Origin of the sequence: Gracilibacillus orientalis, from assembly GCF_900114645.1 — a bacterium.
In the GTDB taxonomy this organism is placed as follows: Bacteria; Bacillota; Bacilli; order Bacillales; family Amphibacillaceae; genus Gracilibacillus; species Gracilibacillus orientalis.
On record NZ_FOTR01000009.1, the window covers coordinates 39044 to 53975 of the forward strand.

The 14932-nt window shown below is 36.5% G+C and carries 13 protein-coding genes; 1 reads left to right on the forward strand and 12 read right to left on the reverse strand.

Features of this window, described 5'->3' with window-relative positions; translation table 11 throughout:
• Positions 1 to 766: 766 nt before the first annotated feature.
• From fba to rpiB, 7 genes are all read right to left on the reverse strand, one after another.
• Positions 767 to 1621: a class II fructose-1,6-bisphosphate aldolase gene (gene fba / locus BM121_RS15565; RefSeq protein ID WP_091484579.1), complete on the reverse strand. Its 855-nt coding sequence runs from the start codon at positions 1619 to 1621 to the stop codon at positions 767 to 769.
• Positions 1622 to 1804: 183 nt separating this feature from the next.
• Complete coding sequence (locus BM121_RS15570; RefSeq protein WP_091484580.1) at positions 1805 to 2164, reverse strand: response regulator; 360 nt, start codon at positions 2162 to 2164, stop codon at positions 1805 to 1807.
• A gap of 279 nt (positions 2165 to 2443) precedes the next feature.
• Positions 2444 to 4042 carry a CTP synthase gene (locus BM121_RS15575; RefSeq protein ID WP_091484581.1) on the reverse strand — a complete coding sequence of 533 codons (1599 nt, stop codon included), beginning with the start codon at positions 4040 to 4042 and terminating at the stop codon, positions 2444 to 2446.
• Positions 4043 to 4442: 400 nt separating this feature from the next.
• Positions 4443 to 6446 carry a transketolase gene (gene tkt / locus BM121_RS15580; RefSeq protein ID WP_091484582.1) on the reverse strand — a complete coding sequence of 668 codons (2004 nt, stop codon included), beginning with the start codon at positions 6444 to 6446 and terminating at the stop codon, positions 4443 to 4445.
• Positions 6447 to 6462: 16 nt separating this feature from the next.
• Positions 6463 to 7107 carry a fructose-6-phosphate aldolase gene (gene fsa / locus BM121_RS15585; protein WP_091484583.1) on the reverse strand — a complete coding sequence of 215 codons (645 nt, stop codon included), beginning with the start codon at positions 7105 to 7107 and terminating at the stop codon, positions 6463 to 6465.
• A gap of 70 nt (positions 7108 to 7177) precedes the next feature.
• Complete coding sequence (gene glpX / locus BM121_RS15590; protein WP_091484584.1) at positions 7178 to 8128, reverse strand: class II fructose-bisphosphatase; 951 nt, start codon at positions 8126 to 8128, stop codon at positions 7178 to 7180.
• Between the two features lie 37 nt (positions 8129 to 8165).
• Positions 8166 to 8624 (reverse strand): ribose 5-phosphate isomerase B, encoded by a 459-nt coding sequence (rpiB, locus tag BM121_RS15595; protein ID WP_091484585.1) that lies wholly within the window; start codon positions 8622 to 8624, stop codon positions 8166 to 8168.
• Positions 8625 to 8899: 275 nt separating this feature from the next.
• On the opposite strand from rpiB, the gene BM121_RS15600 reads away from it, so the two are divergent.
• A complete protein-coding gene (locus BM121_RS15600; protein ID WP_091484719.1) occupies positions 8900 to 9661 on the forward strand; it encodes a DeoR/GlpR family DNA-binding transcription regulator in 762 nt (253 codons plus the stop codon).
• A gap of 176 nt (positions 9662 to 9837) precedes the next feature.
• On the opposite strand, the gene dhaL is transcribed toward BM121_RS15600, so the two are convergent.
• From dhaL to BM121_RS15625, 5 genes are all read right to left on the reverse strand, one after another.
• Complete coding sequence (gene dhaL, locus BM121_RS15605; RefSeq protein ID WP_425432245.1) at positions 9838 to 10482, reverse strand: dihydroxyacetone kinase subunit DhaL; 645 nt, start codon at positions 10480 to 10482, stop codon at positions 9838 to 9840.
• Positions 10483 to 10500: 18 nt separating this feature from the next.
• Positions 10501 to 11505 carry a dihydroxyacetone kinase subunit DhaK gene (locus tag BM121_RS15610; protein WP_091484587.1) on the reverse strand — a complete coding sequence of 335 codons (1005 nt, stop codon included), beginning with the start codon at positions 11503 to 11505 and terminating at the stop codon, positions 10501 to 10503.
• A gap of 72 nt (positions 11506 to 11577) precedes the next feature.
• Entirely contained in the window at positions 11578 to 12663 is a 1086-nt protein-coding gene (locus BM121_RS15615; RefSeq protein WP_091484588.1) for a zinc-binding dehydrogenase, read from the reverse strand.
• 16 nt (positions 12664 to 12679) lie between these two features.
• Positions 12680 to 13810, reverse strand: coding sequence for an ABC transporter ATP-binding protein (locus BM121_RS15620; protein ID WP_091484589.1), 1131 nt, complete (start codon positions 13808 to 13810; stop codon positions 12680 to 12682).
• Positions 13798 to 14931, reverse strand: a complete 1134-nt coding sequence (locus BM121_RS15625; protein ID WP_091484590.1) for an ABC transporter ATP-binding protein — start codon at positions 14929 to 14931, stop codon at positions 13798 to 13800. The genes BM121_RS15620 and BM121_RS15625 overlap by 13 nt, the downstream gene beginning before the upstream one ends.
• Position 14932: the final 1 nt, after the last annotated feature.

A 14932-nucleotide genomic window follows, 5' to 3' on the forward strand; every position in this document is an offset into this window, starting at 1 on the left:
CTCACTTTCAAGGATTCCTGTAAGCATACAGCAACATCAATATTTTAACCATAGTCTGTACTAAACTTGCCAAATTTATGTAATCAAAAATAAACTTAAAACCATTATATCTCATTTCCGAGCGATTTCAAACAGAAGATGGGTTAAAGGAACAGCAAGAGTCTTCTCACTATGCTAGCTTACTATGAATTCCGAGGGTTTTACCTTTTAAGAAAAACCAGGATAATGTACTCTAACCAAGTTAGAAATGATGAAATGTTTTTATCTGCTACGGCAACCGCTTCGGCTGACCGTTTCGCTTTCCGGGGGCATGCTCTTCAGCTAACTTTGAAAAGAAAAACGCTTTTCAAAGTGGATCTTCAGATCACGCTAATTCCCCAGGAGTCGAAACGGTCGGCCTGCGCTATTGTTATGTTCTACAACTTATTATATAGAATCATTTTTGCGTTTACTGCATCATGTAGAAGCCTATTTTCTATCGCTATAAAGAGCCAACATATTAGCTGTCACCATAGGTGTAGAGCCTATCTTAAAGCGTAGGAAAAATGCGAAGACTCGCGGCGCGAGAATGCATGAGCTGAAGCCATGCCCGCGGAAAGCGAAGCATTTTTCCGGAGCTGTGCCCAGCACTCTATACATTTCAAAACACTCTTTATTCATGTCGCTTCTATATGACAAAACGCTGTTATATCAAGGATTTTATACTTTCTTTAATTATAAAGAAAAAAGCCACACTCTTGTTTAAGAGTATGGCTTATAAATTAATTTATGCTTTACCTGAAGAACTGAATTCGCGCATTTTTCCGATTACTGTATCTTTAATCGCGTCACGACCTGGTCCTAAGTATTTACGTGGATCGATCATTTCTGGGTTCGCTTCTAATACTTCACGAACAACTTTTGATTGTTGGATTTGGTTTTCTGTATTTACATTGATTTTAGATGTACCATAAGAAATTGCTTTTTGGATATCTTGAATCGGAATACCAGTTCCACCGTGAAGTACTAATGGTATACCAGCTACTGTATTGATTTCTTCCATTTCTTTAAATCCTAAGTTTGGTTCCCCTTGATAAGGACCATGTACAGAACCTAAAGCAGGTGCAAGACAGTCAATTCCAGTACGTTCCACTAGCTCTTTACATTCATTAGTATCTGCGTACATAATACCACCTTGTACGCCATCTTCATTACCACCAACGGTACCAACTTCTGCTTCAACAGACACGCCATGGAAGTGTGCAAGTTCTACTACTTTAGAAGTTTTTTCTACGTTTTCCTCAAATGGATCATGTGATGCGTCAATCATAACAGAAGTGAAACCTGCATGAATTGCTTTTGCACAAGATTCAAAGCTTGAACCATGATCTAAGTGAATTGCTACAGGTACTGTTGTACCTTGTGCTTTCATTGTTGCTTCTACCATTGCTACTACTACATTGAAACCACCCATGTATTTTCCGGCACCTTCAGATACACCCAGAATTACTGGTGATTTTTCTTCTTCTGCTGCTTGAAGAATAGCTTGTACGTACTCTAGGTTATTAAGATTAAATTGACCTACAGCGTAACGATTTTTATTAGCTGTTTCAAGCATTTCTTTCATTGAAACTAATGGCATAATTGCTCCTCCTTTAAAGTATGTATATACAATTGATTTAACAATCGATCTTCTTTCGAAAGATTGCACCCATTAATAGAATACCAATTCCGACAAAAAGGTGCAACAAAACAATTATCTGAAATCGCTTACCTTACTAAATTCCCAAAAATTGCTTCAACGTGAAAGAATTTTTATAATCATCTATTCCAAAATATTCTTTACCAATTCTCTAATGTCATTTAATTGAAATGGTTTGCCAATTGTTTTCGAAATGGATTTAAAATTTTGCACATCATCTTCTGCTTTTTCTGGCAAACCACTCATCATAATAGTCGGAATTACAATATTATCATTTTCCAAATTTTTAACTAACGTAGGGCCATCGATGATTGGTAACTTATAATCTAACATGATCAAATCAGGCTTATTATTCATGATTTTGTCTAATGCTTCCTTGCCATTCAAAGCCAACTCTACATTATACCCCTCTTGCTGAATCACTTCCTCTAGTAACAGTCGAATACCAATTTGATCATCAACTACTAATACTGTCTTATTCATGCTCTGCCAGCTCCTTTATGTTTTTCTAATTATATATATAGTTGCATGGTTCCTATTGTCATAAATTGCGAATTGGCGTCTATTTTGTAATAAGCCCTTTTCCTTATAGTTCGATATGATAAACGAAAATCCTGCATTATTCGTAGTATTTTATAAAATTCGTATTTTTTTTGGGCTGATAAGCAGCAAAATTAACCAGTTTATTAGGTAAAAAGAAAACGCCATAGTAAGTACTATGACGATTGGTGAAATGGGGCGTAACCCTGTCTGACTCACATTTTATTTGTTTACGGCTGCGTTAATGAAGCCTTTGAATAATTGTTGTGGTCGTGTTGGTCTTGATTTGAATTCTGGGTGGAATTGGGATGCGACGAACCATGGGTGGTCACTGAGTTCGATTGTTTCCACTAGTTTTTCGTCTGGGCTTGTCCCTGAGAATACAAATCCGTTTTGTTCCATTTGGTCTCGGTAATGATTATTAAATTCAAAACGGTGACGATGACGTTCATAGACAACATCTTCATTATTATAGGCATCTCTTGTTTTCGTTCCTTCTTTTAAGCGGCATGGATATAAGCCTAAACGTAACGTTCCACCAAGGTCGGAAATATCTTTTTGCTCTGGTAAAAGGTCGATAATTGGATGTGATGTATTCGGATCAATTTCTGCTGAATTTGCCCCTTCTAATCCTAATACAGTACGGGCAAATTCAACCGTTGCAAGCTGCATGCCTAAGCATATACCTAAGAAAGGTAATTGGTTTTCACGCGCAAAACGGATTGATTCAATTTTACCTTCAATACCTCGATCACCAAAGCCACCTGGGACTAGTAATCCATCTACGTCTGCTAATTCACTTGCCACGTTATCAGCACAAACTTCTTCTGCATCAATCCATTTCACGTCAACATCTGCATCATGTGCAAATCCTGCATGTTTTAATGCTTCTACAACGGAAATATATGCATCTGGTAATTCCACGTATTTACCTACAAGTCCAATTGTTATTTTTTTCGAAAGATTCTGTACTCTTTCTACTAATTGATTCCATTCCGTCATATCTGCCTGTCCGCAATCTAAGCCAAAATGATCACATGTTAGTTGATCCAATTTTTGCTCTTGCATTGCTAACGGGATATGATAAAGGGTATCAGCATCACCTGATTCGACAACTGCCTTTTCATTGATATCACAGAATAGTGCGATTTTTTCTTTCATTTCCTGGCTGATCTCATGCTCTGTACGTAATACAATAACATCAGGCTGGATACCTAACGAGCGTAATTCTTTCACACTGTGTTGCGTTGGCTTCGTCTTTAATTCACCAGCTGCCTTGATATAAGGAACTAACGTACAGTGAATATACATAACATTTTCTTTGCCGATATCACTTTTAATTTGGCGAATTGCTTCGATAAACGGTAATGATTCAATGTCACCGACCGTGCCACCAATTTCGGTAATAACGATATCTGCATTTGTTTGCTTTCCAGCTTGAAATACTTTTTCCTTAATTTCGTTCGTGATATGTGGAATAACTTGGACCGTTCCACCTAAATAATCACCACGGCGCTCTTTTTTGATAACGGTTGAATAGATTTTACCTGTTGTGATGTTACTATACTGATTTAGGTTAATGTCAATAAATCGTTCATAGTGACCTAGATCGAGATCTGTTTCAGCACCATCGTCTGTTACGAACACTTCACCGTGTTGGTAAGGACTCATAGTTCCCGGATCGACATTGATGTAAGGGTCAAACTTTTGAATGGTTACTTTTAGGCCTCTGTTTTTTAAAAGGCGACCTAGAGATGCTGCTGTGATTCCTTTTCCGATGGAAGAAACAACACCGCCAGTTACAAAGATATATTTTGTCACGCTGTATCCCTCTTTCTTTTGTATTTATTCTATCTTTTGCTTAGTATTCTGATTTTATTGTAGTAGTCATACTAAGCTTGATGAAAAATTTGGTTCACTCCAATAAACCGACGTCGGGGAAATATACACACTTTCCACGGGCGAACCTTGAGCCTTCTACTCCCACAAATGTCGCTTGCTATGGGGTCTTACTTAGCTCGCTTTCCCGCAGGAGTCACGCATATTCCCCCGGTTTGGAACAGAATATCATTTAAAAAAATTAATCTTAATTGCTTCTTAAAAATAAAAAGCGCTCCCCTTAAGCAGGGGAACGCTGTGTAATTTCCATTAAATTATGGAGCCCAATAAAAATTTTACTCAGAAGCTTGTGGAAAGTCAAGTATACTTTAATATATATTTATTATTTCATAATTGCCTTAAATCGATTGATTATATTTTCTACTGTAAAACCGTACTCTTTTACTACTACTTCACCTATTCCTGAAGCGCCAAATTCTTCAATACTTACTACATCTCCTTTATCACCAGCATATTTATGCCAACCTAAAGAAGAACCCATTTCAATTGCTAATCGTACTGGTAAATGATCAGGCAAAACTTCTTTCTTATAATCTTCAGGTTGTTGTTCGAATCGATCCCAAGAAGGAATGCTGATGACGGATACATAAATATTATCTTCTGCGAGGGCCTTTTGTGTCATGATTGCTAATGAAACTTCTGAACCTGTTGCCAGCAATAACCCATCAGGTGATTTCTGAGCTTCAGAAATAGTGTAAGCACCTTTACGTACCCCTTCCTCTGCTTGTTCCCACGATTTCGTTGACGTCGGCAGCTGTTGTCTAGTTAATACTAATGCATGTGGTCTATCTATACTCTCTATAGCCAATTGCCAAGCCGCTCTCACTTCATTTCCATCTGCAGGACGAATAACGGAAAGGTTTGGCATAGCTCTAAGAGAAGCTAAATGTTCTACAGGCTCATGAGTCGGGCCATCTTCCCCCACCGCAATACTATCGTGAGTCAATATATAAGTAACAGGCACTTTCATTATAGCAGATGTTCTTATAGCTGAACGTAAATAGTCTGAGAATACAAAGAATGTACCACCAAATACATATACTCCACCATGCAAAGCCATCCCATTTAATGCAGCACCCATTGCAAATTCTCTAACACCGAACCAAATATTACGTCCATCATAACTATTTGCTGAAAAATCTCGTTCATCGTTTATTTTTGTTTTATTGGAGCCGGATAAATCGGCTGAGCCTCCAATAAAATGTGGTATTTGCCGAGCAATTTCATTTAATATTTTACCAGAAGCATCCCTAGTCGAAATAACATCAGAATAGGAGAACGTGGACAAGGACTTATTCCAATTTTCTAGCGATTGGTCATTTATAGCAAATTTTAGTTCATTTGCTAATTCAGGATAAGCCGTTTGATAGTCTTCCAATAATCGCTCCCACTTCTCCTCTTTCTTTCGTGCTTCTTCTTTCTGTAATTGATAAAATTCTTTTACTTCATTTGGTATTGTGAAAGACTCATCGTATTGCCATCTGTAATTTTCTTTCACTAACTCTATTTCTTCTTTTCCTAATGAGGCACCATGCGCTTGTGAAGTACCTCCTTTATTTGGTGAACCAAAACCTATTGTTGTTTTGACTTCGATTAATGTTGGTTTTCTTCTATTTTGTTTGGCTAATAATATTGCTTCCGTTATTTCTTCTAAATCATTGCCGTCTTCAACTTTTAGTACTTGCCAATTATACGCTTTATACCTGGTTCTAACATCTTCTGAGAAAGAACGGTCTAAATCGCCATCCAACGAAATATCATTTGAATCATAAAATACTATTAACTTTCCTAATTTTAAGTGTCCTGCTAAAGATCCAGATTCCTGTGAAACTCCTTCCATCAGATCTCCATCACCACATAGACAATACGTAAAATGATCAATTATTGAATAGCTTTGTTTGTTATATTTCGCAGCAAGGAATCGTTCAGCCATTGCCATACCAGTTGCCATAGATATCCCCTGCCCCAACGGACCTGTTGTAGCTTCCACACCTATTGTATGACCATATTCTGGATGGCCTGGTGTTTTACTTCCCCACTGCCTGAAATTTTTGAGTTCATCCAAAGAAAGCCCGTACCCGTAAAGGTGTAATAAGCTATAAAGCAAAGCAGATCCATGTCCTGCTGACAAGACAAACCTATCACGATTGAACCAATTTGGATTTTTGGGGTTATGATTTAAGTGTTTAGACCACAACACATGTGCCATTGGTGCTGCCCCCATAGGCAAACCAGGATGACCAGAATTAGCTCTTTCTATCATATCAATAGAAAGCATTCTTATTGTATTAATTGTTAACTGCTCCAAGTCATTTATTGTTTTCATTTTATTTCACCCCTTCCTATTTCGGCATTTTTTCCCAGTCATCTAAAAACTTTTTGATACCTATATCTGTTAATGGATGACTCCACAATTTAGGGAATTGTGATCCTGGGATCGTGGCAATATCTGCACCTGCAACTGCAGCATCTTGTAAGTGAATAATGTTTCGCACACTAGCCGTAATGATTTCCGTCTCATATTGATACTCTGTTAAAATTCGTTTTAAATCTTTTACTAAATCCATACCTTCTGTGCCAATATCATCAATTCTTCCAACAAAAGGACTAATATATGTTGCACCTGCTTTGGCAGCCATTAAACCTTGAGCTGCAGAAAATATTAAAGTAACATTAGTTTTAATTCCTTCATCGGATAACCTATTCACCGCACGCAAGCCTGCTTCAGTCATCGGAATTTTAACAACTACATTAGGAGCCCATGTAGCAATTTCTCTTGCTTCTTTCAACATATCTGCCGTTTCCAATCCAATAACTTCGGCACTGACTGGTCCATCTATCATACTACTTATTTCTTTTATTACCTCTTCAAAGTTTCTACCTTCTTTTGCAATAATAGATGGATTAGTAGTGATACCATCTACAAGCCCCAACTCATTTACTCTTTTTATCTCTTCTATATTTGCCGTATCCAGAAAAAACTTCATTGTTCTCCTGCTCGAATACTATAATTCTAATAATTTGAAAGTGCTTAATTATTAGCGGAGTTAACGATTGTTAAGCTACGTGTGGATTGGGATGTTTACATTTCACATATCTTAACTGTTTACTTTCACCATTTAAAATTAACGAGTGCGTAGTATAGTTTGATTCAGTATCTGTTTTAATACCATCCAGTAAAATATTTTCCGTAATACCTGTTGCAGTAAATATACATTTGTCTGATTTAATTAATTCGGAATGCCTCAAGGCAATTTCAGGATTGTCTAGTCCCATCTCAACACATCTATCGTATTCTTTTCTCGATTGCGGTAATAACCTGGCCTGCATGTCGCCATTTAAACATTTTACCGCTACAGCAGCTACCACACCTTCAGGAGCCCCACCAATCCCATAGAATAAATCTATTTCTTGATCTTCGATACAAGTAGCAATAGCATACGTGATATCACCTTCATCAAACAAATGCACCTTGGCACCCATATTTCTTATTTCTTCAATCCCTTTGTTATGACGCTCTCTTTTTTGAATTAATACTTTAACATCTTTTATATTTTTACCATTTGCTTTTGCCACCTTATGAACATTTTCTGTTAATGAGACGTTAATATCTATTTCACCTTTCGCTTTTGGGCCAACTACTAACTTTTCCATATACATATCCGGTGCATGTAATAATGTTCCCTTCGGCGCTGCAGCAATTACAGTAAACGCATTATCCTGACCATTCACGGTTGAAGTCGTACCTTCAATTGGATCAACAGCGATATCCACTTTTGTTCCTAAACCAGTACCTACTTTTTCTCCAATAAACAACATAGGAGCATCATCTAACTCCCCTTCACCAATAACAATTCTGCCATTAAATTTAATTTGATTAAGTGTGTTACGCATTGCATTTGTTGCAGCTCCATCAGCTTTTAATTTATCACCGCTCCCCACCCAAGGATAAGAAGCTATAGCAGCCTGTTCTGTCACCTTAAGAAAATCAAATGTTAAATTTTGCAAGGTATTACTCTCCCTTCTCAGTAAAAGCTACTGAAACTTATCTTGAAGATTTGGTAATAAACTCATTTTCTTTTTCTGTGATTTTGTTTACTTTTCTCTCGGATCCTCCAGTCCAGAACGAATTCATATATGCTGCCACAACTTTTTTTCCAACTTCCGGACCAATGATTTGCGCACCCATTGTCAGAATTTGCGCATTATTACTTAGCTGAGCTCTTTCAGCAGAATAAGTATCATGACAAAGTGCTGCACGAATACCAGGGTATTTACAAGCTGCAATAGCCACACCAATACCTGTTCCACAAATCAAAATACCTCGATCCACTTTATTTCTATTTATATCCTCAGCAACTTGAAAAGCTACATCAGGATAATCAACCGCGTTACACGAGTAACATCCATAGTCTATGAATTCGAACTTCTCATTAACTAGATACTTTTTTATTTCTTCCTTTAAATCAAACCCATTATGATCACTGCCAATCGCTATTTTCATTTTATCGTTTCTCCTTTCGTTTATGATTATTTATACTTTTATTTTATTATATTTTTTACCATTTTTCAATGTTATTTTTTATTTATTTTCGTTTATTAGCGATATATTTCTTTATACATGATGTTATTATACTTATTCAGGGAAAATTGAACATTTTCCTGCAAGTGAATACAAAACGAAATTTGTTATTAATTTCGTTTATTTTCATTATGTGATACAATAATGGAAGACTCCATAACTTTAGTATTATATAAGGGGTGATGATATTGGGTAAAATGTTTGCAACTGAACGAAGAAATGCTATTTCAAAGATTTTGCAAGATAAAAAAAGAGTCACTGTAAAAGATCTTTCTAAAATGTTAAACGTATCAGAAGCAACTTTAAGAAGCGACCTGTCAAACATGGAAAATAAAGGTTTGCTCACAAGAACACACGGCGGCGCTGTTCTTGATTCTCCTATAAATGCAGAAAATACCTTTTCTGCTCGAGAAAAGAAAAATAAAGAAAGTAAAATTGCCATAGCAAATAAAGCAATGACTTTCATCAATGATAAGGACTGCATCCTTCTAGACGCTAGCACAACCGCGTTAGAAATTGCTCGTTTATTAAAAGACCAAAACATTCGGCTGACGGTACTAACAAACGGTATTTCTGCTGCTATCGAACTGCGGGATAACCCCGCAATCACAGTAATTCTTTTAGGCGGTATGCTAAGAAATGGATCCATGGCATTAGAAGGACCTTTCGGAACAAGCATCTTAAACCAGATTCACGTCGATACTATGTTTACATCGGCTAGAGGATTTACTTTAGATGAAGGATTAACAGATTTCAGCGTATACGAAGTGGAATTAAAAAAGGCTTTAATTAGTAAAGTCGACAAAGTTGTTGCTATCATAGACCATTCAAAAATCGAGGATAACTCCATTGCATCTTTTGCCAGTATACAAGATATCGATGTCTTTATTTCTGACCAAGATATTGATGACAAACTTAAGGAAGCTTTCCATAAAAATGGCGTCGAATTTATCGCATAGTAGAAAATACGATAGTATCAACTATTTTTTAGTCTGTGCTTTGATACACAGGACTAGCATCCAATTAGAATAAAAAGGCATCTGAAAATTACGTCACTGTATATATTTTTGGTAATAAAAAACAGAAGGAGTAAATATATATCCCTTCTGTTTTTTATCTTCATTTTATAGACTATTTATTTTACACTAGAAAGGCTTTTTTGAAAGTATTCTATTATTAAATAGACTGAGGTTGCTCCTGGATCCTGAAATCCTTTCGAGCGATTCCCTAACCTGCTCGATCTACCTTTTTTGGATATCATTTCTTTCGTAGATAGCATTCCCTTTTCAGCTTCCCTTAACGCGTTATCCATTGCGTGTAAAAAAGACTGACTATCTTTTTGAAGCTTTATTGATTGCACAAAGGGATCAATTGTATCAATCATTGTCTTATCACCAACCTCTGCTTGACCGCGTTCTTTAATTCCTTCACCAAAAGCAATCCAGAATTCGAATAAGTCTTGATCCTCAAGTTCTGATTTGCCTTTTAAAACTTTGCTTCCTCTCAAAAAGCCAGTGGCATAAAGTGGTCCCACAGAAGATCCAACAGCATTGAGAAACGTTTTCGCCACTACTTTACTGATTTCTCCTCCATCCATTTCATCTTTTAATTCGTTATCTAACTTTTCCTTTACAGCTTGCCAACCAATTGACATCGTAACACCATGATCACCATCACCCAGTTTTCGATCTAAATCAGACAGGTAATCTTTTTCTTTTTCGATCATCTCTATAACATCATATAAGTATTGTTTGTACTGATCTGTTGTGTATGCTATCACATCATTCCCCTCCATCCCTTATAATTGTGCATACATTGGACAATTCGCTTCTGCATCAATCAGTTCTGTTAGTTCATCATCTAACTTTGTGAGGGTAACAGAACATCCACCCATCTCTAATGACGTACTGTAATTTCCAACATAGGAACGATAAATTTCAATACTTTTTTCCGCCAGAATTTGTTCAACTCTCCTAAATACAATGTAAAGTTCCATTTTCGTAGTGGAGCCAAGTCCATTTACAAGGACAGCAACTTTATTACCTTTTGAAATAGTAATATCATTTAATATATCTTGAACTAACCGGTCTGCCACTCTATCGGCTTCTTGTAATTCACCTTTTTCGACACCAGGCTCGCCATGGTGACCCAGACCAATTTCCATTTCATTATTTTCTAATGTAAAACTAGGTTCATTTGTTTGTGGTAAATAACATGGACTCAATCCTACCCCCATTGTTCGAGTAACATTGTTTGTTTGTCTTGCTACTTCTGCTACCTCCTTTAAGCTGTATCCCTTTTCCGCTGCAGCACCGGCAACTTTCGTAACAAAGAACTCCCCTGCGATACCCCGTCTTTTTTCTTTCTCATTATTTGGAGCAGAGGCTACGTCATCATTTACCACAACGAATTCTATATCAATATCCTCTTCTAATTCTGCGAGTTCGGCAGCCATTCCAAAGTTCATTAGGTCACCAGCATAGTTCCCATAGATATATACGACACCATTTCCTTTATCAATTGCTTTGGTTGCTGCTACAATTGGATCTGGGGGTGGGGAAGCAAAAATATTTCCCACAGCTACACCATCTGCCATACCTTTTCCGACATAACCCATAAAAGCAGGTTCATGCCCTGAACCTCCTCCTATCAGCACTCCTACCTTATTTTCGCGTGTTTCACTTGCAATAACAATCGAACGTTTATTTTCGTTTAATTTTCGTACTAGTTTTGGATGTGCCTTAACATAACCATCAATCATTTCATCAACTACATCGTTTGGTATATTTATTAACTTCTTCATTTTGACACCCCTCCTAATAAATATAGACTCAGAAATATTTGCAGATTCTTTTAGTAGAATCTGCAAATATTTTTAAGGTACAAGCACTACTTTGAGTGAATCTTTACCGGTTTTCACCATTTCAAAGCCTTGTTCAAAATCTTCTAGTTTTAATTGATGTGTGACGACACCTTCTGTCGGAAAATCTCCATTTGCAATTCCCTCAATAACAATAGGATAGCAATACGGTCCGAGATGTGAACCTAATACATCCAGTTCTTTACGATCTCCAATAATACTCCAGTCTATTGTAACCGGGTCCTTAAATACACTGAATTCTACAAATCTACCTAACTTTCTAATCGCAGATAAACCTTGTTCAACCGATTTCGGATGTCCTGTAGCTTCGATATAAATATCACAACCATATCCATCTGTCATGTCTTTAATAATTTGTACTGCATCTTCTCTGGAAGGGTTAATGGTTAGATCCGCTCCAAATTTTTTAGCAAGTTCCAACCTATCATCCATTAAATCCAATACAACTAACTTTCCAGCCCCCGCCTTTTTAGCGGCTCCAGCCATACCAAGACCTAATGTACCTGCACCCGCAATTACTACCACATCTCCTATTTGAATCTGCGCTCTTTGTACAGCATGTAATGAACAAGCATATGGTTCTATTAATATGGCTTTTTCAATAGGTAAATCCTCTGGCACTTTATAATTTATCGCTTCTTTTGTGAATTTCATATAATCTGCCATACCACCATGGACATTATACTGAAATCCGTACAGGTCATGTTTTTCACACATCCAATATTGACCACGCTTACAAAAGCGACAGTCCCAACATGGAACTATCTGCTCGGATATAATTCGATCACCTACTTTAAAATCTTTAACAGCATCTCCAAGTGCGACTATTCGACCAATGAATTCATGACCTGGTATTACAGGAGACTTTATATAAGCTGGTTGAAAATCGTCCCCCCAAAATGAAACCGCACCAGCATGAGCTTTTGCATCACCAGCACAAATCCCGCACGCTTCCACTTCTATAATAATTTCCTGGTCATTTTCTAGTTTTGGAGTATCTACTTCTTCCAGGCGGTAATCCCCCGGTTTATAAGCTACAATCGCTTTCATTTTATCTGGTATTGTTTGGTTGTTTGTCATATCCGTTTTCCTCCTCTTAAGATAATATTGCCGTTACTTTTGTATTCTCAATACGTCCACCTGTTTCAATGTCAAAGATATGAATACGATCCGTATCAAATTTTATCTTTATATGATCACCTGTATCGAAAGGATAAATTTCTTCAGACACTATACTTAAAATGTTATCTTCTTCTATTTTTATATGAATTCTAGACTCCTCACCTAAATTCTCAAAAACCGTCACATTTGTATCGATGGAATCAGGATGATCGTCAGTTATTACTGATATATCAGTAGGTCGAATTCCAAAATGATATTCTTTACCTTCTTGAACAAATTCCACATATTTATCAGGCACTTTAAATTGTAACTTTTCATTTTTGGAAGTGAAATAAATATTCCCATCTTTAAATTTAGTGAAAACACTAAATATATTCATAGGCGGTTCTCCTATAAATCCAGCTACAAATTCATTCACGGGATGATTAAAAACCTCAAGCGGTGTGCCAAATTGTTGTAATACACCGTCTTTAATAATTGCAATCCGATCTGCCAAAGCCATCGCTTCCAATTGATCGTGTGTTACGATAATGGTCGTACACTTTATTTCATTGTGAAGATGCTTAATTTCAGTTCTCATTTTGTGTCGAACTTTTCCATCGAGGTGTGAAAGTGGTTCATCCAGCAAAAGTACTTCTGGTCTTCTTATTAAAGCTCTTGCGATATTTACTCTTTGTTTTTGACCTCCCGATAAAGCACTTGGATTCATATGCAACAAATCTTTTATGTCTAGTAAGTCTGATATTTTTTCGACTTGTTTCTTAATTTTTTGTCTAGGTACGTTTTTAGCTCTCATGTTAAAACTAATATTTTCATAAACAGATAAAGGTGGATACATGGCATAATTTTCAAATGCCAGCCCGATATTCCGATCCTTTGGGTGCAAATCATTTATCTTGTGATCGCCAATCCTTATATTTCCACTGGTAACACCCTCTAAACCGGCAATCATTCTTAAAGTAGTTGATTTACCACAACCGGACGGCCCTAATAATGCAACAAACTCTCCATCATTCGTTTCAATATTTAAATCACTAACGGCATGTATTGGCTCTTTATTTTTGTAATAAGTTTTGTGTAAATTATCTAATATTAACTTTGCCATATTACCTCTCCCTTAGCATCTTTCAGAAATTTAGAAAAAAGGTTTATTTTCTCGGGCCCAAAGAACATCGCTTTATTGATATCTAATTCGATATACACATGCTGATCCATATCCATTTGCAAAATAGATGGTACAACTAACCTTATCTGGTTACCATTTTTTTCGACAGTCAAAACCGCCTTTGCCCCTAAAGGCTCGAAACTGTATACAGAACACTCCACACTATAATCATTTTCTTTCACGAAGCTATATTTAATATCTTTAGGTCTTATTCCTACCCTAATGGATCTTGCACTTGTATCCAATTTATTCTTTACTATATCTGGTATATCTTGTATTTTAGCTTCTTCAAAGATGGATAGCTGCTTATCGTCTGTTACAAGTGCATCGAAAAAATTAATTTCCGGTTCCCCAAAGGAACTTGCAACAAATTCGTTATGTGGATAAAAATATATATCATCGGGTGTTCCAATCTGTTCTATTTTCCCTTCATTGAGTATCGCTATTTCATCTCCTAAACTTAACGCTTCCAAATAATCGTGCGTTACATAAATAGTTGTTGTATCTAAGTTTTTCTGCATTTCTTTAAGTTCTGCTCTCATTTGATGTCGCAATTTAGCATCCAGGTGGGTTATTGGTTCATCCATAAGAAACACATTGGGCGTCCTAACTAATGCTCTTCCTAAGCCAACTCGTTGCCGTTGTCCATTAGATAATTCTGAAATATTTCTTTCTAACAAATGATCAATCTTTAATATTCTAGCAACCCTTGTAACTTCTTTTTCTATGACTGCTTTTGATTCTTTGTATTTCGGGCTTTTAAGCGGCGATGCTATATTTTCAAAAACTGTAAAGTGTGGATATAATGCATAGTCTTCAAAAACCATTGCAATGTTTCGATCTTCTGGTTCAACGTAATTAAAATATACACCATTCAAATAGAGATTTCCGTATTCCGGTAAATACAATCCTGCTATAACATTCAGCAATGTTGTTTTTCCTGCTCCAGCCGGACCAAAAATAACAAAAAACTCTTTATCTCTCACCGTTAAATTTATATTAGCCAGGGCTGTATTGTTTTTAAACTTTTTCGATATTGACTTTAAAGTAATATCTGCCACC